Origin of the sequence: Lacrimispora sinapis, assembly GCF_043633585.1 — a bacterium.
In the GTDB taxonomy this organism is placed as follows: domain Bacteria; phylum Bacillota; class Clostridia; order Lachnospirales; family Lachnospiraceae; genus Lacrimispora; species Lacrimispora sinapis.
Genome location: NZ_CP141832.1, coordinates 1029106 through 1049519, shown reverse-complemented (window position 1 = coordinate 1049519; position 20414 = coordinate 1029106). Strand labels below are relative to the sequence as shown.

Here is a 20414-nt window from a genome sequence, read left to right as displayed (position 1 = left end):
CCTTGTCTGTTTTCTTTTTTATCTCTCCTGGTTCAAACAACTGAATGGTCCCGTATTCTCCATCGTATCCAGGACTGCACATGACCTTTTTTTCCCTCAGACGGGTAATTCCTTCGGCAATCCATTCACCGGAGACTGTTCGGATGTCTTCCACAGGCAGGTTCCTGAGGATGTCAAATTCTGATCCCAGAGTTTCCACCATGGTTTCATACTGGCTCTGTACTCTTTTGCTGGCAGTGGTGTAACCGGTAGATGCAGAAATGACTTCCAGTAAAGGCACCACACTTTCAAACATTTTTCCTTGGGGAAGAACGAAGCCTTCCCTCCGGTCGGCCAGCTGTTCAATTCGGTGAAATACTCCTGTGGTCAGCTTTCGTCCGCATACCGGACATTTGCCGGAATATTGACGGGCTTGGGCCGGAGACAGACAGAGATTGCATTTCCGGTGTCCGTCATAATGGTATTTCCCCTCTTCCGGAAAAAATTCTATGGTTCCCTTTAACCCCTTCCCCTTTAAAAGGGCATTACTTAGCCCCTCATAGGACAGTTCGATGTCAAGAAGATTGGCTTCCCTCCCAAGCTTTGACGGAGAGTGGGCATCCGAGTTTGAAATAAGCTGGAAACGATCCAGGGCCGACAGTCTCCAGTTCATAGGAGGATCGGAAGAAAGCCCGGTTTCCAGTGCATGGATATGAGGGGTTAAATCTTCAAAACATTCTTCTATGGAATCAAATCCGGAAAATGCTCCTAATAAAGAAAAATGAGGCGTCCAGATATGAGCCGGAATAAAGATGGCTTCCGGGCAGGACTCCAGGACAATTTCCAAAAGATCCCTGCAATCCAGTCCCAATATGGGTCTTCCGTCGGAATGAAGATTTCCGATGGCCTCCAGTTTCCCGGAAATAAGTTCTGCTGCCTCAATATCAGGCAGAAGAATCACACTGTGAATTTTTCTCACTTTTCCATTTTTCTTATAGATGGTACTAATTTCACCGGATATTACAAACCTGGGAAATTGGGTTTCTGACAGCTGCCCCTGTGTTCTTTTATATTCTTCCTTTAACCGATAGAGTCCGGCTTCTGCCGGAATCAGTTTTTCCTTTAGTTCCTCCCGCCAGGCAGGATGGGTGAAATCTCCGGTTCCCAATAGGTCAATTCCCTTGCGTCTTGCCCAGAAATCAAGAGATTCCGGGGTACAATCCCTGCTGGTGGCTCTGGAGTAATGAGAATGGATATGTAAATCTGCTATGTACATTTATTCACCTGCTATTTTTTCTATTGCATTTCTTATGTTAATATTCTACACTACAAAAGCAGGCCTTTTATGGGTAAAATTTTTCCTGTTTGTTTTATATAGAGTAAAGGGTCCTGTTCTACTTGGCTTGCTGGATAAAAAACGAATCTCTGCGACCAATGCCATGAGCGTTGTTTTTATTTTTCCATTATAACACGGCACTATTTTACTGGAAAGCCTTTCTTCTAACAGGGGTTTGACTCCGCATTTCTTTTATGCTAGGATATGCCTATCAATTAAAAAGAAAGGACTTTTTCAATGAATTTAATGAATCTCATGCAATTAAAAGAAGCCTGGACCGTTTTTAAAAATAATCACCCAAAATTTCCTCTGTTTATCAATGCGGTTTCAAACAGTGCGCTGAAAGAAGGAAGTGTGGTTGAGATCCATGTCACCTCTCCGGAAGGAAAAAGTCTCACCACCAATTTAAAGCTGAAAGCATCGGATTTAGAATTTATAGAACAATTTAAATCATCATTACGATAACAACTCCTCTTCAAAAAACATTGTTGTATTTACCAGATTATGGTACAATGAACCAATCATAATGGTAAATCGCTTCTCCGGGATGTTTTGACTGATCCTGGGAATGCACAACAGGAGGAATATAACCAGAATGAAAAATTTGATAAAGATATTTGCTGTCACATTGCTTTTATCCCTCTCCATGGCATCCGCTGCATTTGCCGGCACCTGGATAGAGGATTCCCAAGGCTGGCGATGGCAGGAAAAAAATCAGCCTTTTCCCGCAGCCGCCTGGGAATGGATCGATTCTAATGAAGACGGAATGGCAGAATGCTATTATTTCGATGAAAATGGATATTTACTTACGAATACCACCACTCCGGATGGCTTTTCGGTCAATGAGAACGGAGCATGGGTTGCTGACGGAATTGTTCGTCAAAGGGCAGCCAATCCGATGGCCGCAGCGTCTGTTAAAAAGGAAGGAAGAGAATTATATCTTAATGCCATAAAGAAAACCTCTGCTTTACCCGGTCTGGATCTGGATGGGAACATACATATGAACCTTTCCTATTCTGTAATGGAGATCCCTATTTCCATGCTGCTTCATTTGAAATACCACGACCTTAACACACCAAACATGGAATTTCTTTCAGAAACCCAGATGGATATGTTAGGAATAAAAGATACTCAGACCTCTTTTTATACCGATGGGACCTATTATGCGGATATGGGCTCCAATCAAAAATATAAGATGAAGATCGGGCATGAGGATATGTCAAAAAATCTCACTTTGGGAGGACTGACCGGACAGTTCTGGGCATTCCTTGATCATGTTCAGATCGCTGACGGGGATGGAGGCAGTAAAATCCTCTTATACTCCAATCATGCGGAAGGAATGGAGGCTTATCTGGAAAAAATCAACGATGAGATATGGCCATCTCTTAATGATGTGGATTATAAGATCAATTCCATAGACGGAAAAGCAGTTCTCACACCAGATGGATATTTTTCAAAGGAAGAGATCGTGATTCATTTAACCATGGCCGATGATGATGAAACCGCCGGGCTGACCATGAACATCAATCTGGATTATAACAACCCAGGACAGAATGTAACAATTCCATTTCCCTCCACAGAAGGATATGAAGTCGTGGTTTATTAGCAATGAGGGAGGAAACCTTTTCCAGGGTCTCCTCCCGTTTTTTATTTCTGAGCATACGTTTTACCTCGAAAGCATAATTTTAAAATCAAGACAAATAAAACCGGGAATAATACGGCTGCCAATATTCCCATTTGTAACCTGTTTCCCAAAAGAACCGATACCTGACCTACTAACGCCGGACCGCTGGTGCAGCCCAAATCTCCTGCAAGAGCAAGAAATGCAAACATTGGCGTTCCCCCTCCCCGGATAGAAGCTGACGCCATGCTGAAGGTTCCCGGCCACATGATACCTACGGACAAGCCACACAGACCGCAGCCAAGAAGTCCCAATGCCGCATAAGGGGACAATGCAATCAGAAAATAAGAAGCAACACACAGGATTCCGCTGCCCATCATTGTCCTCTTTAAGTCTAACCTTTCTCCATACTTTCCGTACATTGCTCTTGATACCCCCATCATAACCGCAAAAAACATAGGTCCCATAAGATCGCCTACGGTCTTCTTTACCCCCAGCCCTTCCTCTGCAAATGCCGAAGCCCACTGGCTGACCGCCTGTTCTCCTGCACCGGCACATACCATCAGGAGCAGGAATACCCAAAAAATCTTTTTACCGGCCAGAGACCGGAGGGAAATCCCCTCACCTCCTTTAATAAGAGAAGCAATGGGCACCTGGAAAAACATGGTCAGATTCACCACCGGAACAAACGTCCATAAAACCGCCAGAATCCGCCAGTTTTCCAAACCAAGGAGCACGAAAAATAGAGTGGACAACAAAACGACTCCAACATGCCCCCAACAGTAAAAGGAATGGAGCATGCTCATGGCTTTTTCCTTATTTTCTGTAGGACATGCCTCTACCATAGGACTTACCAAAACCTCTAAAAGACCGCCCCCTGCCCCATAGATCATAACTGCTAAGAGAAAACCGATCCAAGGATCTGAAACGATATCAGGAAGTATGGTAAGAGAAAACAGCCCCAATGCACACAGTCCATGAGCAGTGATTATGGAAATACGGTATCCCACCCGGTCAATGATTCCGGCAGACAATAGATCCACAAACAACTGTATCCCAAAATTGACTGTTACCAGCAAAGCGATTTTTGATAAAGAGATTCCGTATTCTTTTTCAAACGTTAAAAATAAAAGAGGAACAAAGTTGTTGACAATGGCCTGTACAATGTAACTCATAAAACAGGCACGAATCGTTTTGTTATAATCTTGATTCATTTCCGGTCTCCCATCATTCTTTTTTGTATTATACCGCATATCTTTTATAAAATCTTGCAAATTATGGCCAGTTTGTGATATAATCCAGCCGACCATTCAAAGGAGGACTATTTATGCAAAGCACCAGGACAAAGACGGATGAGACCATGATGGAGCTGGTTACCCACGGCTCGGCAGCCTTTCCGTTCCAATATTATCATGAAGATCTGGGAAAATTTGAAAACCGGTGCATTGACTGGCACTGGCACAGAGAATTTGAACTGGTGACGGTCAAAAGAGGCATTGTGCAGTGCTCCATCGGCAACATCAACCATATTCTGGAAGAAGGAGACGGCATTTTTATCAATTCAGGTTCCATACACCGTTTTGCCTCTGCCGGGACAGGGGTGATTCCAAATGTGGTATTTGCTCCAGAATTCATCGCTCCGGATAGCAGTTTAATCCAGGAGCGTTTTCTTGCCCCGTTTCTCGACTCTGGAATCTCCCATATGGTATTAAAGACCAGCATTCCCTGGCAGAAGAACATACTTCTTACGTTATTAAGGCTTTACGGCTTATGCGAAGACCCGACCCCCACATGGGAATTAGAGGCTCATGCCATGGTCTGTCAGATCTGGTCCGGGCTTTACGAACACCGGAATGAATTTGTCACCATGGAAAATACAGGAACCAACCGGATATCTCAAGTGCGTTTCCGCCGAATGACATATTTTATCGAGCAAAACTACCAAAAAAAGCTGACGCTGGAGGACATTGCAGCTTCTGTTGGGGTAAGTAAGCGGGAAGCCCTCCGCTGCTTTCAGTGCTCCGTACCTCTCTCCCCTATTGAATATGTCAATAAATGCCGGCTCCAGAAGGCCTGGAAGCTTCTGCTTCATACGGATCTCTCCATCACGGAAATAGCGGAACGCACCGGATTTGAAAGCTCCAGCTATTTTGACCGTTTGTTTAAAAGAGAGTTTCATATAACTCCCGGGAAACACCGGAGCATTTCAAAAAGCCAGAAGGAGCACCACAAGAAACCGGAATAAAAATACCGTATGTGCAGACGGCTCTCTCATGGACAGCTCTGCACATACGGTATTTTTCACCGCCTATCTAAGTTATGAAAATAACTTGGGCTTTATATATAAACTGAGAAGAAAGAAAATAAAAAAGTATATAAGCACCACAAGAAAACAGATTTCTCCTGCCATGCGCAGCTTGATCACCCTTTCTCCTTTGCACCATTTATAAAAATAATAAGAAATCAAAGCAATTCCAAATGTTCCAACCACAATTGGCAGCCAGGCCATTATAAGAAAAATAAGCTCCATCACATTACTCCTGAAAACCGTCTTCTTCTTATCTTCTCCCTTTTTGGCCGGCTTATAAGCAATGTTTTCACAGAATTCTTACTGTTTTAAACGGAACTGGCAAATTAAGTCTCTCAAAGACTGTGCCTGACCGGTAAGTTCTTCACTTGCTGCAGAATTTTCTTCGGCTGTGGCCGCGTTGATTTCCACTACCTTGGATATCTGACCGATTCCGTCATCAATCTGTGTGGCGGATAACGCCTGATCTTTGGATGCGGAAGCGATACTTTCCACTTTTTTCATAATCACCTGGGTTCTGTCTACGATCACATTCAGCTCTTTGGCTACTGCATCTGCAATGACCGTTCCCTTTTCCACGGCCTGGAGGGAATCTCCAATCAACTGGGTGGAGATTTTGGCTGCCTCCGTACTCTGGCTGGCCAAATGGCTTACCTGATTTGCCACAACAGAGAAGCCTCTTCCTGCTTCTCCGGCTCTTGCCGCTTCAATGGAAGCATTCAGTGCCAAAAGATTGGTCTGGGACGCGATATCATTGATGGTATTAATAATTTTACTGATGGCCTGGGAAGTTTTTCTGATGGCCTCCATTGCAAGGACCATCTCCTTCATGTTTTGATTTTCCTGGGTGATATTCTTTGTGACTGTGGTGACCTCTTCACTGATGTCTCCGGCATTCTGGGCATTTTCAGAAATACGGGCAGTCATGTCCGCTACCGTATGGGAAAGCTCTTTTACGATTTCAGCCTGATTGACTGCGCTTCCTGCAAGCGTCTGCGCGGATTCCGCAATCTGTACGGAACCGCTGGATACCTGTTCTGAAACCTGACTGATATCACCCAGGCTGCGGGAAATCTTATTGGTAAATATCTTGAGAGATTTTTCAATGTTTTTGAAATCTCCTAAAAATTCATTTTTAAAGTTGACATTGAAATTTCCGGAAGCCATGCTGTCCATAACGAAATCAATATCTTCAATATAGGAAGCGATCTTTTGAATGGAAGTCCTCAGACTGTCCGCCACTTGTCCGATCTCATCAACGGATTCGTAGGTGATCTTCGTATGAAGGTTCCCTTGTGCAATCTCCTTCGAAGCTGATTCCAGCTCCCCCAATGGAACGACGATTCCCTTTATAAGACGTTTTCCCATAAAAATTGCCGTAATTAAGGAAATAATAGAAAATACAGCTACTAAAACGGTGGTAAAATTCTCTACTGCAATGCTTGTTTCATATTTCAGCGAAGCCTCTTGATCTGACCGGTTTCCTGTATCTTCCAGTACGTCAGCAAGGGCTTCGGAGGAATTATTGAAGTTTGAGTTATAAAAGCTCATTGCTGCTTTTATATCCCCTGTCTCCACATAATCCAGCAAACGGCTGCTATCCTCTTTAAACTTGTTTAATGCTTCTGTTAATACCTGATCTGTATGGTCGTCATTTAAATTGGTGCTGATGACGCTTATGTATTCCTGTATCTTATGAAACCGCTTGTCCAGATCTTCTTTTTCATTTTTAATAACAGCCTGATCATTGCTTAATATTGACAAAAGAATCCGCTTGTTAATCGCCTGGACATCTTTTCGGATCTCCATTTGTTTCCGTGTGGTTTCATATTGTACATGAAAAAAAGTGGTAAAATTATTGCCGATGATCCGAAAACTGATGAGTGAAAAAACAGATGATAAAATAATAATAAAAACTAACACAGCAAATACACGATTTAAACGACCGGAGATTTTTAATCTGCTGCTTTTCTTCATAGGTGATCCCCCTTTTTATCTTTTGCTATCAGAATAACTTTCATGTATTAATTATACCAATTTTCTGCCATTTATCAACATCTTTCGCAAACATTACAATTCTTTAAGATGATATTCCCTTTATGAAACAGTGATTCTTCTTATGGAGTGATTTTATCTTAACATTTATTAATATACATTAATAAATCGAAAAATTTTTGTCAATTTTATAAATTTGTACAATATAACACTTCCATTTTCCATTGCAAACTTTGCATAAACACAGGAATTTCCCTTAGGTCACAGCGGGCCTTGAAGCGGAAGGAACTCATTGATGCTCCCGGGTACAGCCAATAAAATGGGAGCAGGTGCACGTTACACGTTGCATACATGCAGGGTGCACCTGTCAAATCCTATATCTTTCCTGGCTCATATTCAAAGCTCACATAATTGCTTGCAAGGTTAAAGACCAGATCGTCTCCCTTATACAGCAAAAACCTTCCCCGCTTCAAATGTTCTTCTTTTATAAAACGTGTCATTTTCCCCTGGTTGGGAGCTAACAGTTTATGGGAAAATCCTGACTTTCCGCCCATATTCTGATTGGACAAATATACCTTCAAACTGTATATGCCCTGCTTTAGCACAACCGAAGTCCGCCTTTTACATACTACCTTTACACCTAAGTAGGTGGCAAAACGGTATTCCCTGCCTTTATACTGGACCACACAGATGCACCCCTGAAAGCTATAACCCATAAAAGGAATGTGGGCTACCGATATAACAATGGAAGCCTCCTCCCGAAAGTGGTTGCACTGAATCCATAAGTAGTCCTTTGGAAAGGATCTTCCTCTGTCCCCCTCTATATAACCCTTCCCCCCATTGAAATTTAAAACTCTGCCATTGATCTTTACACTTCCATAAAGAGTGTGTGCCATGCTGATCACTTCATGCCTGCATTCCATAAATGGCACCAGCTCAAATGGTCCCATAATGGAATATTTGATGGGACTTAACGAACTGTAGCGGATCACCCCATGAATGGAAATATCCTGGGTCTGTATGTTGAGCTTGACCCCATGAATGGAAAATACATTGCACCCCAGCATGATCCGCTGCTGTCTTTTGTCAACCAGATAATCTTCCTCCGGAAAATCAACCGAATAGGAACTTTCGTTCCAGATGATTTGTAAAAAGGGATGCTTTGTACCATTTTTATCAATACTTGCACCAGGGATCAAGGCAAGTACCGTATCTTTGTTTTGGTGCTTATAATACCAGCCTTCAAAAATTGCATAATGAAAAATCCGGTTAAAAGAGGTCACGCATAAATCTCTTAAACTGTCTCTCAATAATACCGTTCTGGTCTTTACTTTCTTATGAAGCCTTTTTATCTCAGTTATGTTTCCAGGCTTTTGGCATGTGCACAAATTTTTATTATATATCATCTGCCCTACTCTCCCATCCGATTCATTCGTTGTATCACTTTAACCATAGCTTTTCCAAATATCAGGTTCTATAGTCAGCATATTAAACCAAATTATAAAAGGAGGATGGGAAGAAGAAATTGAAAAGTTCCTGTGTTGAATTAAAATTGCTTTTTCAATAGAAAAAACCTTTTAAAAGGAAATAACTTCCATGAAAAAGGCTTTTGATTTAGGCTTTTATTTTATTTTTTGTTTGGGGTGATTCTTTGAATATGACGTCAAACAATAAAAACGTTTATAGAATCTTATTGGTATATTCCCGTATGACATTGACAGAATCTATGAATTTCCCCAATTCTTCCTCTGTCATATGGATTTCCAGAATATCCGCTGCTCCGGTTCGGTTCAATATAGTCGGTACTCCGGCAAATACCTCCTCCTGACCGTATTCTCCTTCTAATAAGGTAGAAACAGGAATGATCCGGTTCTCGTCGTAAAGAATGGCCTTGATGATCCCTACACAGGTGGTGGCGATTCCATAATAGGTAGTTCCTTTTCTGTTGTAAATCTCCCAGCCTTCTTTTGTTGTTTTCTTCACAATCTCATCTAAGTCTACTTCACCAAGCATCTCTTTGTTGTCTTGAATAATGTCCTGGAAGGACTTTCCTGCTACGGTAACGGTTGACCAGGGAACCATCTGAGAATCCCCATGCTCCCCCATGGAATATGCATATACACTTCTTGGGTCCACGTTTACCAGTTCTGCAATGAAATTCTGCAGTCTTGAAGTGTCCAGCGCACTTCCGGTTCCAATGACCTGGTTTTTCGGAAGGCCGGATAATTTATAAACGTAATGTGCCATGATATCAACGGGATTGGATACAACGAGAAAGATACCGTCAAACCCGCTGGCCATAATCGGATCTACAATGGTTTTTACGATTTTTGCACTGACTTCCAGCGTATCCAGTCTGGTTTGCCCTTTTTGGGGCGGTGCTCCTGCCGTTATCACAATAATATCTGCATCTCCACATTCCGCATAGGTTCCGGTACGCACCTTTACATTCCGGTCTAAATATTTAATGGTATCCCGCAGATCCATTACTTCCCCAAGAGCACGTTCTTTATTAATGTCGATCATCAGGATCTCATCACATACCCCCTGTGTCACCAGGCTGAAAGCGGTAGATGAACCAACCAGTCCACAACCAACGACAACGACTTTTGATTTTTTTATTTTCATATCTGTTATCCTTCTTTTTTAAAATTTTAGCAGTATTTATCATAACTCAAAACTCTCAATTTATCAAAGATTTTTTAAGTAAAAGAAACATTAAAATAAGGACAGTGCCGTTGCTGTGCTCTATCCCTATTGATAAATTGCTGACGATTCAATTGTTAAAATTTGAACTTAAATGAATTGATACTCTATAAATGCTGCAGCATGTCTTCCAACTTCTTTGCTGTGGCATTTAAATTGTTGATAGAATTCACCATATTCCGAAATTCGCTTGTTTCCTCATCAAAGATTTGGTTGGATTCCGTGATTCTGTTATTTATGGTAGATATAGATGCATTGATATTTTTCAAAACAGTATCAATCTGGTCGATAAAGTCTGTGGTTGAAGCGGACATCTTTCTTATTTCGCCGGCAACTACGGTAAAGCCCCTGCCTGCTTCCCCGGCTCTTGCTGCTTCAATGGCTGCATTTAACCCCAAGAGGTTGGTTTGTGTGGAGATATCCTTCACAAATTCCAGGATTCCATCTGTATTTTTCGCACTTTCGTTGGCTTCAGTCGCCTTCATGGATATCTCTGTGTTCATGTTTTTTAATTGCATCATGCCAGAATTCACACTATTGGTAGATTCTGTGATTTGATGGATTCCATTGGAAAGGCTGCTGATTAAACCGAACAATTCATTTCTTTTTTCCAGACTCTTTCCTAATGATAAAACTCCAATCACATTTCTGCTTTGGTCAAAAACAGGAACCGCATAAGATTTAAATGGGATTCCGTAAACTGATTCCGGCACATCTTTAATGGTGACTCTTCCAGTATCCAGGGCTTCCCGGATCGCCCCGCCTGGCGGAATCTGCTCTCCTGCTGTAATACTAAATTTTAACCGGCTTCCATTGGTAACCAAAACGAATTTCTGCCTATCGGTTAATGCGAAAGCCACATCCTCTTCAAATAAATTTGATAGGTACGGGATTACGCTATAAAAAGAATCCAGTAAATCATTTCCTGTGATTTGATTGTTCATGATACTTTCCCCCTTCAATTTATGCGGCATTTTAATCTTATGTAAATAATTGCTGATCCGAATTGACAAATTTTGTCAGATAATTCTATTTTATTACATTTGGAGGAGGATGTCAATGACGGTGAAAGGCTTTAATGGGGAAAGGTTTTATGTTTTCCATAAGTCGATTTGTTTTATGCTATAAGCTGCATACATAGTCTGTTTCACTTCTCATCGAAATTCATTAAAGTCACCTTTCCTTTCCATATTTTCATCTTTACAACACACGCAATGCGTGGTATATTTATCTTAGAAAAGGAACAACCGCCCACAAGGTGGTTTGACCAGTTAAATTGAGAAGCATAAGCCACCCGAACCGACCAAAGTATCAGGGTGGTTTTTGCTATGTATTGTTACTTACTAAACGTAAAAACGAATGTAATGCCAGAAGGAAAAGACCAAAGTTCATTAAATCCTTAAAGTCAAACTTCATAAGCATCACCCCCATTCTATCAAAGAATGAGGTCAACACACCCTGTAACACGATTATTCCATGATGATATTCTACCATATTATTTTATCCCTGACAACTCATATAACCACCATATGACTGCGTAAATTTATCTTCGGATTTAATGGTTTAGAGTTCACCCACGATGCTCTGATAACGTATCAGGCAATGACTTGTGGCTTCCGAGTTAGATTGCAGAGCAATCATGACGAGCAGAGTGACTTACTGATTTTCCCATGGCTTTGTATCATAATCCCCAAATATGAGAATTAAAGTATACGATTTTCTTATTCTGCTGAGAGATACTATGGGATATACGGTCGGTATATTTCCCCAATTCTCCGTGCCGGTTTCTCTCTGACCTTTGGATCACTTCTCCACTCAGGACATCGTATTCCGCTCCTACTGCCCTAGGCTGCTCCCTCTTTTGGTATCTCACTAATTCCAGCATATCGCCTCCATTCAGATAATACGCCCTGAGCTGTGCCATCTTTCCCGCTCCCTTCCGGCTCCAGCCCATTGGTCTTGAACTCATACGGCTTGAGAGTACATGGCTTACATGCCCTTCTGTACTGCTTCCTTTTACTCCAGCCGGATGACTTATCCTCAGCTTCGCTGCTGCCCAGTTAGACAGAATGTATTCCCTGGCTTCTCTGATTCTTTTTACTCCTGTTTCGTCCTCCAGATATTCTTCCAAACGATCCACCAGCCTTGTGAATTCCTTCTTTGAAGTCATTGCCTGATACGTTATCAGAGCATCGTGGGTGAACTCTGCACCATTAAATCCGAAGATAAATTTACGCAGTCATAAAATAACTGTAGGCCTTGAAATTTCCAAAGACATGATTTATAATAACAATATAAAAGAGCAACCGCCCACAAGGTGGAAGCCCAATTAGAGATTAAGCGTCCTTACGGACACCGCCTATCCTGTTGGCTGACAGGGTAGGCATTTTTACTTTCGCTTATTGTTCCTATCTATGTAGGTCAGTAATGCGATCAGGAATGACCCGCCTAAAAATAATATACTTATGGCCTGGTATGTATCCATATGCATCACCTCCCCTCTTCTGCAAGTTGGGAGGCTTCCACCCTGTACACGGTGCTCATGGAAGATTATAACATGTACCGGCCCATTTCACAATATGCTTTTCTTCTGCTTCAAAAAACCTCTGTAAAATTATATTAATGTCACAGCAATGTCACAAGGCAAAAATAAACCTCGAAAACCCAGTGTTTATGCGGGTTCCGAGGTTTTTTCCAATCATTCAAACTCACGTCTTGATACTTTGATGTGTCATGAAAGCACTGTTTTATGGACAACTTATGTCGTTTTCTATCGCACATTTGTTCTATTTGCAATGGCTGAACAATTTTGTAGTTCCACTTTAGTTCCACAAAGGCAGGACCGGAATGCCGGAGACTCGCCTATTATTTTATTCATATACATTATTTATTTGCAACGCCTGAGTAATTATGTATTACCATTTTAGTACCAATAAGAGACGGGGTTGCCCGTTTCTTGGGAAACCGCTTGTTTATTTTTGATTTTTCCTCAATCAGCTTATTTATAACATTTATGTAATCTCTGTAAAATAAAATTCTATTTACTCTAAAAGATAGGGCAAAACCTAAGATAACTCCACCCATTACTATAATTATATATATTACACACATAGAAACCATAATGAAATTCATAGTATCTTTAAACTGATCTAGCCTTTCGGTAAAAAAGTCTACTTGTTGATGCACAATTTTCTCATAAGCAGATTTGTTCGTAATCATATTCTCAAGGTATTTATTGTTTATGTCACTCTGAAAACTATCTTGATATTGCCTAACTCCGAGAAATATAGATGGAATGATTAATGAAAAAGATATTATTAGAGTTAAGAAAGGAATCCACAGAGATACCATTGCTTCACGTCTTCTCTCATTCTGACTACACATCTTATTCAAATAGGCTTTAAAATTAATTAAAAATTGAATGTTATCAATTTCCTTATATTTTTCAATAATAGAATTTTCCCAAGTGCAATAATTCTTATACTCTTTTGATGAACCTATACCTTTGTAACCTCCATATTCTTTATCTTCTTCAAAATTATATTCTTTCATACCAAATCCCCCATTTTTTTCTTTCATCATACACCAAACTTCATTAAAAGAAAACCCCATCTTTCGACAGGTGTATTATTTATTTGCTATGACCAATCCAAAATTGACTTGGTGAGGGACAAACGTCCTTTTCGTCATGAGATACGAAAACTTCTTATACTTCCATTCAACACAAAATTGTTGTCAGCTTGCTATAACGAAAAACCTTCGGCCATTAACCAGCGCACTTTTGCGCTCGTCTCTATGACGAACGTAACGGGTATCAATCCGTGATCCCATTCAACACTAATTTTGAATACCGGGGCTCTACATCATGTTGACCCCTACAATCTGAGGGGGACAATCCGTCCCTAACCCTCCCTCAAACCGAATCCTCATTATTCAAGGCGTTCGACCAATGTGTCGAACAGGGATATAGACTGAGCACCTGTAGTAGTATGAAAGGGTAATTTTCCCCTTACCTCTACATCATAGCCGACTTTTCAGCTCTCCTGGCCTGTTGCGACCGTCGCAACTCTTCAAGCCACCGTTTATGTTCTTCCATGCGCTCTGCCAGTTCTTCCCTTGCTATGACCGCCCTCTCTGTAGAACTGGTCCATGTCCTATTAAACCGCCCCACACCATTCCCCGAAAGCCCCATACTGTAAATACGGTCCTCTTCTGGCAAGAATGGTCTTAACCGATCTGACCTCTTAGGCTTCCGCAGCTCCCGGAGTGCCTTAGCCTGATCCTGCCGGATAGCTTCACAGGAAACACCATATTCTTTTCCTATCTCTGTCATGGTCATATTATCCTGGTACTGCTTGCGTATCACTTCCGGCTGCCGCCCCGGTAAACTGTCCACACATTCCCATAACACCGCCTTAAGCTGCTCATGCTGCATCCGATCAAGCAAATCCCCTTCCATGTCCTCACCAGAAGGAACACCATCACCCAAGGTAAGCCCTTCCTCTTCATATCCCTTCACAGGAGCGTCCAGGCTTCCCAGGTTTGCTATACAGGCGTTTCTATGGATATCCCTAACCTGATCTATACTTAAGCCCATTTGAGCGGCTGTCTCCTCTTCTGACGGTTCCCGGCCATGCTCTTTCATAAAGGAATCATAGAACCGCTTATATTGCCTTAAACGTGCCTGGCTCTGGAAGGAAAGGCGTAGACAAGATGAGTTTCGCTCTATGTATCGCATGATCCGCTGACTGATCCAATATTCTGCATAAGTAAGGAACTTGCAGCCGGCTTCTGGATCATAGCCGTCTATGGCATCATATAGGGCAAGATATCCCTCCTGCTCCAAGTCCTCCACATCTTCATAGCTCCGGTGCTTCCAGGCTATTGTATGAATAAAGGCTTTCACCTGATTGTACAGGGTAAGCATATTCTCTGCCGGATCAATCCCGGCTTTAATCCTGATTACAAGTTGCTCGTTGGTCATGTCCTGGTCTCCCCTCTTGCTTCGCTCTCGCTTCGATTCCTCTGTTCGCTCTCTGTTGGTTAAAATCTCCGGGCTTCGTCCGGGCTTCAAAACCATAAACGCCTATCTTGTCTGGCTTAGAATCCGCTCCAATTCATCAATCTTTTTCTGCTGATCATCCGTCCGGATCGCAGACAGTACCGCATTGCAGCCTAATATAATGGTGTTGGCTGTCTTATTATCCAACTCACCATTAACAACCATATTCATGACTCTGGAAAGCGTCCTGCGTACCTCTGTGGCCGTCCCGGTCTTAAGTCTTATCTGTGCCATCTAATCACCTCTCATTCTGTTAATCCTCCCTCACCGGAAGCGTGTACAATTGCATACATGAACTGATCCCATTCCTGGGTTTTCATTTCCGGTGCCTGATAATTATCCCCGGCCAGAAGCTCCAAAAGCTCCATACAGGGCTTACCCAAGTATGGGTTATTTTCCTCCAAGCGTTGCGTAATACTAAGCTTAGGAAGGGCCTTTAAAAGTAACCGATCTATCTTATCCATGAATATATCTCCTATTTATCAAAATGCCCCAGGCAATCACAAAGGAAAGTCCGGGGCACCCTTCTTATTCACCTGATGGAACGTTTTTATCCGCAGCGGCATCCTGCAGCATGGACCCGAACCGTTTTACATTTCTAAGATGACCATATCCATCATCATTAGGAGCCAGGGCATCACCCAATGGGCTGCCGTGTCTTATTCCTACATATACACCGTTTATAAATCCTTCCCCTGGTCCAGAATTTGTATTGTCCTTATCTCCCATTACTTCACTCCTTCATGATCTCTAATGTAATGAGCAACCGCATGGTATCGGCCTGATCAATGTCCCGGTTAAACTCCTGGGAAAGGTGTTTCATCACCTCGTCCATGGCAGATACGTTGTGGTCAATCCTGTCAATTCCGAATATCTCTGTCACTCCCTGGATATTCCCTTTAACAAATACTCTCCGCAGCAGGTTCATGGTATGGTAGTCCTGTCGGAACGGCTCTACCAACTCGGTAAGCTCTTCAAGGGTCATGGAATCCCCGATTGTCTTAAGAAGCTGCAAGGCATTGCTTAACTTGATATCAAAAGCCTGATCCCTGGCTCCTACCGTCTTACCTTTTAACTGCTCATTCTTAGCGTCCTCTGTGATCTTCTTAGCCTTTGAAATAAGCTCATCCTGAATGGCCTTACAAGCCTGTTTCTCCTGGGCAATTAAGGAACGCTTAAAATCATCGGAATACCTCTCATCCTGCATGATAGAAGCTGTCTTTTCTTTCATGGAATCACGCAGCGCATTAAATTCTCTTATAATCTTTCTAATCTCTTCTACAAACTTTACCATATTATTTTCCTTCCCTTCCTTACGCAATCAATTCCAGGTTATCCCCCAGGCGGTCCGTTACGAACTGGACAAAGCTATCCATTGACATAGAAACACTAGTCATTCCCTGGTTAAAGCTATTCCAGGACTTTGATATGGTCTGCATGGTGGCAATGTTTATATTCTGATCCACATTATCCCGGAGCTGCCCCAGGATCCGTCTGTTATACTCCCGGTTATCAGCCGGGATCAGTAGCGCGCAATCCTTCAAGGCTATGTTTTCACTCTTAACCAGGACCGCCTTAATAAGTGCCAAGGCGCTATAATCTTCCAGGTATGTATCAATGATGTTCTGTACGTCCTCTTTTTCGGTTACGGCTCCCATTTCCAACATCTTCACCACATTGGAAAGCCCGGCCTGATATCCGGCATCAAAGAGTTTCCCAGTGCTGCTCTTCTTCCATCTCTCTGCCAGTCCTTCAAGTCCCTGATCTATGGCTGCTATAGCCTTATCATGGTAAAGCTGAACCGCAGGAGCGAATCCGTCAAGAAGCTGCTTAATGGCTTGTTCCCTGCCGATCTCTGTATAGGCTACATTGTTACGGACTCCTTCTACCTGGGCTTGCACCGTTTCATACCGATTCTTGAATTCCTTAAAAAAGTTGATTAATTCTGTTTTCTTACTCATTTCATATCCTCCGTTTCATGCTCCGCCTTTGAATGGGAGCCTTTTAATTCCTCTTTGATCTGAGCCGGCACGCCAGAATTCAACACTTGTTCCATAGCCACAATCTGTCTGGCATTCTGCATCCCGGATGTGGATATAGCGTTCAACATCATCTTAAGCATTACAACCTGTTCCTCTGTGTATGTAATTAATTTCTTCATAGCTTCTCCTTTTTTCATATAATTTGAGTTCATAAGCAATCCTTATCTGCTTTCCAGTGCTTCTAAGCGATCATAAACATCTTTTAAGGTTCGGGTAAGCGTCCATCCGGCCCACCATGAATCCCCGGTTACTTTTATATCACTTGCATAAACCATATCGCCGTCAACGGCAAACGTATAGTTGATGATATTAGACGCACCGCCGCCGCTATAACCAGCCCACAAAGCAAATCTGCGTGCAGATGCTCTAGCAGACATTCCAGTGTACTGATCAGCAGACATAAAGAGCGCGCGGTCCGTATATGTGGTGCAAAATTCACCAATATAAATTTCATCATCTGCCGCAGAGAAGAAACCGCTGTTAATATCTATCTCTCCGCCTATCAATTTACTTCCGTAAATATTTGAGCCTCTAATATCACCGCTGAAAGTGGCATTTCCATCTTTATCTATGGTAAGGTTATTTGCGTCTACAATGAAATGTCCAGTCGTAAGCTCTATCGCATTCCCGGTAATTTTCAATTCGGAATTGAGATTATTGGTAACATCACCCTTGCTTACTTTCAATGATATCCGCTCTGCTGTTTGTTCAAACCGGGAATTGGTATCATTGGCAAGGCTGGTTACAGACATAGCTATCTGATCGGCCTTAATACTCAACGATGCTTCTGCTTGCTGCGCTCTGGTCACTTCGGCAAGGATCTGCTCCGTTGTAATAGCAAATCGTGCTTCCGTTTCTGCTTTTAAATCAGATACCCTGACAGATACTTCCTCCACAGATTTCTTGATAACTGCCGTTTTTCCTTCCAGTTGTACGATCTGCATGGGGATTCCAAAGTTTTGTTTTCTTTCCTTGGTTCCCTGCGCTTCGAAGGTGTCCATCATGGCCTGAATGCCTTTTATGGTTCTTTTCAGACAATAAGTCTCAATCACATCATCAGAGGTGTAGCAGATAATACCGTCCCCCGGTTCCACCCAGGGAAGCGCGGCTGTCACGATCTTACACGGCCTGTAAATCTTCCCCGATATTTGATCATAAGCTGTGGCCGCTATATTCATCAATTCCTTTGCACTTTTGCCGTAGACGAGGAAATTACCCTGTATGGTATAAGCGTTCTTTCCACCACCGTATACGGCTCCTACATCCCCTTCTTCCTGTCTGATCTGGACCTGGTCGATACCGTACACCAGGAAATCTTCATAGGTGGTCCCTGATGGGTTGTAATATGAAAGAGTTTCTCCCTCCAGTTCGGAGGGGAACAAATCATCTGCAGGGTGAAGTTCCTCTGACGGATAAAGACCAGATGCTCCCAGGAAAACATATTTAAACTTTCCCGCTACATCAATCTGGCCAAAGCACCCGTTTATCTCACAAATTGCTTTCATCACATCACGACCGGATATCTGAGACGGGTCTATGGTCTTTGCTACCGGCATATCGTCCAGCGGAAGAGTGATGTCCTTTTGCTTGATTCCCACAAACTCACAAAGGGAATCCCGAAATTGTTTCAAGGTCAGGGGGAATGTCAGGCTGTTATACCAATCAGCCACATCAATATCAAATTTCCTCATGCGGTCAAATGCTGTGATCTTTCTCTTGCTCCCGTCCACCTGCCTTACAAAGCTGTCCACTTTGTATATCCCAAGCATCATTTCATAGTCCCCTACTTCTACGGACAGGGCAAATTCTTTCCCCGTCACATCCAAGGTGACGTCTGAAACAACAATTTCCATCATTGCTGAACTGCATTGCCCAAATTTTAGGGCATTGCTATCACACAGGGCCTGCTCGAGGACAAATGTTTCTGATGATATCCGGTCCCCATCAACCAAAAGCATAGGCGTGTCGTCCACGGGAAACAGATCGTCAGACGGCCAAACGTCTTCCCCGGGATAGAGCAGATCTATTTCTTTATCGTAAAATCTAAGTCTGGCTGTCTTTACCGTTGGTTTGGATATATTGTTTCTTCGGTATAAGGCTTTTATTTCTTCCGGAATATTAATCATGGCTTATCGCCCCTTTCTATACTGAATTCTGCAAACAAAAAAGACGTAGGAACAACGAACCATCAATTTGATGAATCGCTATTCCCACGCCTTATTATGGCTTCCAGGCTGTCACCTAGGGTACTTGTCAATATTTTGTTTGCTTATAGATATTATACCAGAAGGGGAGGGGGTATGCAAGCGAAAAGCCTTGTTTTACAAGGAATTCCTCTAATATTTCATGCTATTTACGCATCAAAAACCTTACTTGCAATAAATAATTAGTAAACAAAAAAACAATTACTCTCTTATTTGTTTTCCACTCAAACTTAATGATGAAGAAGCACTATTTTGAGATTCACCTTTTTCTAGCTTATATTCAAATCTTTGACAATATTTATTATTTAGAATATCTTGATAATGCACTTCCAAAAGATACTCACCAAAACAAGTAGTGTACTCTTCCGAGAAAATATGTAAATACATCTTATCTCCAACCTTTAGATCAAATGGCAATATATATTTCGGTTTTTTATCTTTCACTTTATATAATCCGACTACAAAATGCAAAGCAACCCCATTTCCTACGTTCTCCAATTCTATAGGTACTGATACAACATTTCTTTTACAAGTTCTCGTGACTCCATCTGTGCAAACGCTTTCCCAGCCATCGTTTGCAACTAATGTTTCTTGTCTTTCAGTCAAATCTTTTTTATAATCAATTTCATTATTTTCTATCACTATATAACATTTTTCCAAACGATATTCTCGGTATTTTTTCAACTCATTGTCCGGTATATTATTTTTCGTGTCAGTATACCCCATCAATGATATCAATTGCTGCAAGCCTGCTGGTTTTTCTTGTTGCAACGCACACAAAGAAATATATGGCAAAGATCTATTTCTCACATCCTCTTTATAGTTTTCTTGTGAATATTGAATTGTCCAGAACACCCCAATTACAGTACAAACCCCACCTATTATAGCACCAATATATCCTCCCCAAAATCCAGCCCAATCGTTATCACCTGATGGCAATATAGGTATAACCGAAAGAAAATAAATTAATACTGGTATTAGCACGGAAATCACAATTATTGAAAAAACCAGGTGCTTCTTAATGCAATCAAATATTGAAAAAACCAGGTTTTTTTTAATGTAATCAAATATTTTTTTCATTTGTACCCCCCCCCCCAACATTTTTCTATAATCATACACCAAATTTTTCCAAAAGAAAAGCACCCAGTTTCCCAGGTGCTC

20 protein-coding genes and 1 pseudogene are annotated in these 20414 nt (G+C 42.0%); 3 read left to right on the top strand and 18 right to left on the bottom strand.

The annotated features are described in order from the left end of the window. Positions 1-19 precede the first annotated feature (19 nt). Positions 20-1255 (bottom strand): annotated as a pseudogene (locus VIG27_RS04815) (endonuclease Q family protein); the annotation flags it as partial. 297 nt (positions 1256-1552) lie between these two features. Between VIG27_RS04815 and VIG27_RS04810 the strand changes: the two are divergent. Then, positions 1553-1780, top strand: a complete 228-nt coding sequence (locus VIG27_RS04810) for a hypothetical protein (protein ID WP_394525754.1) — start codon at positions 1553-1555, stop codon at positions 1778-1780. Positions 1781-1910: 130 nt separating this feature from the next. Further along, on the top strand, positions 1911-2921 hold the full coding sequence (locus VIG27_RS04805) for a hypothetical protein (RefSeq protein ID WP_394525753.1): 1011 nt from the start codon (positions 1911-1913) through the stop codon (positions 2919-2921). Positions 2922-2962: 41 nt separating this feature from the next. Here VIG27_RS04805 and VIG27_RS04800 read toward each other — a convergent pair whose 3' ends face one another. Then, entirely contained in the window at positions 2963-4150 is a 1188-nt protein-coding gene (locus VIG27_RS04800) for an MFS transporter (RefSeq protein ID WP_394525752.1), read from the bottom strand. A 113-nt stretch (positions 4151-4263) separates the two neighbouring features. On the opposite strand from VIG27_RS04800, the gene VIG27_RS04795 reads away from it, so the two are divergent. Beyond that, a complete protein-coding gene (locus tag VIG27_RS04795) occupies positions 4264-5181 on the top strand; it encodes an AraC family transcriptional regulator (protein ID WP_394525751.1) in 918 nt (305 codons plus the stop codon). A gap of 363 nt (positions 5182-5544) precedes the next feature. Here VIG27_RS04795 and VIG27_RS04790 read toward each other — a convergent pair whose 3' ends face one another. From VIG27_RS04790 to VIG27_RS04715, 16 genes are all read right to left on the bottom strand, one after another. Further along, entirely contained in the window at positions 5545-7221 is a 1677-nt protein-coding gene (locus VIG27_RS04790; protein WP_394525750.1) for a methyl-accepting chemotaxis protein, read from the bottom strand. Between the two features lie 392 nt (positions 7222-7613). Then, complete coding sequence (locus VIG27_RS04785; protein ID WP_394525749.1) at positions 7614-8645, bottom strand: tocopherol cyclase family protein; 1032 nt, start codon at positions 8643-8645, stop codon at positions 7614-7616. Positions 8646-8919: 274 nt separating this feature from the next. After that, positions 8920-9867 (bottom strand): L-lactate dehydrogenase, encoded by a 948-nt coding sequence (locus tag VIG27_RS04780; RefSeq protein ID WP_394525748.1) that lies wholly within the window; start codon positions 9865-9867, stop codon positions 8920-8922. Positions 9868-10052: 185 nt separating this feature from the next. Next, positions 10053-10889, bottom strand: a complete 837-nt coding sequence (locus tag VIG27_RS04775; RefSeq protein ID WP_394525747.1) for a methyl-accepting chemotaxis protein — start codon at positions 10887-10889, stop codon at positions 10053-10055. 737 nt (positions 10890-11626) lie between these two features. Then, positions 11627-12115 carry a UPF0236 family transposase-like protein gene (locus tag VIG27_RS04770; RefSeq protein ID WP_394525746.1) on the bottom strand — a complete coding sequence of 163 codons (489 nt, stop codon included), beginning with the start codon at positions 12113-12115 and terminating at the stop codon, positions 11627-11629. Positions 12116-12334: 219 nt separating this feature from the next. Beyond that, positions 12335-12430, bottom strand: coding sequence for a putative holin-like toxin (locus tag VIG27_RS04765; RefSeq protein ID WP_394525745.1), 96 nt, complete (start codon positions 12428-12430; stop codon positions 12335-12337). Positions 12431-12828: 398 nt separating this feature from the next. Further along, positions 12829-13527, bottom strand: coding sequence for a hypothetical protein (locus tag VIG27_RS04760; protein WP_394525744.1), 699 nt, complete (start codon positions 13525-13527; stop codon positions 12829-12831). A gap of 433 nt (positions 13528-13960) precedes the next feature. After that, positions 13961-14929 carry a sigma-70 family RNA polymerase sigma factor gene (locus VIG27_RS04755; protein WP_394525743.1) on the bottom strand — a complete coding sequence of 323 codons (969 nt, stop codon included), beginning with the start codon at positions 14927-14929 and terminating at the stop codon, positions 13961-13963. Between the two features lie 102 nt (positions 14930-15031). After that, on the bottom strand, positions 15032-15241 hold the full coding sequence (locus tag VIG27_RS04750) for a hypothetical protein (protein WP_394525742.1): 210 nt from the start codon (positions 15239-15241) through the stop codon (positions 15032-15034). Positions 15242-15252: 11 nt separating this feature from the next. Continuing rightward, complete coding sequence (locus tag VIG27_RS04745) at positions 15253-15471, bottom strand: hypothetical protein (RefSeq protein WP_394525741.1); 219 nt, start codon at positions 15469-15471, stop codon at positions 15253-15255. A 64-nt stretch (positions 15472-15535) separates the two neighbouring features. Beyond that, positions 15536-15736 (bottom strand): hypothetical protein, encoded by a 201-nt coding sequence (locus tag VIG27_RS04740; protein ID WP_394525740.1) that lies wholly within the window; start codon positions 15734-15736, stop codon positions 15536-15538. 4 nt (positions 15737-15740) lie between these two features. Continuing rightward, positions 15741-16301 carry a hypothetical protein gene (locus VIG27_RS04735; RefSeq protein ID WP_394525739.1) on the bottom strand — a complete coding sequence of 187 codons (561 nt, stop codon included), beginning with the start codon at positions 16299-16301 and terminating at the stop codon, positions 15741-15743. Between the two features lie 19 nt (positions 16302-16320). Beyond that, complete coding sequence (locus VIG27_RS04730) at positions 16321-16968, bottom strand: hypothetical protein (RefSeq protein ID WP_394525738.1); 648 nt, start codon at positions 16966-16968, stop codon at positions 16321-16323. Continuing rightward, positions 16965-17168, bottom strand: a complete 204-nt coding sequence (locus tag VIG27_RS04725) for a hypothetical protein (RefSeq protein WP_394525737.1) — start codon at positions 17166-17168, stop codon at positions 16965-16967. The genes VIG27_RS04730 and VIG27_RS04725 overlap by 4 nt, the downstream gene beginning before the upstream one ends. Before the next feature lie 42 nt (positions 17169-17210). Continuing rightward, positions 17211-19175 carry a tail fiber domain-containing protein gene (locus VIG27_RS04720; protein ID WP_394525736.1) on the bottom strand — a complete coding sequence of 655 codons (1965 nt, stop codon included), beginning with the start codon at positions 19173-19175 and terminating at the stop codon, positions 17211-17213. A 279-nt stretch (positions 19176-19454) separates the two neighbouring features. After that, on the bottom strand, positions 19455-20333 hold the full coding sequence (locus tag VIG27_RS04715; RefSeq protein ID WP_394525735.1) for a hypothetical protein: 879 nt from the start codon (positions 20331-20333) through the stop codon (positions 19455-19457). Positions 20334-20414: the final 81 nt, after the last annotated feature.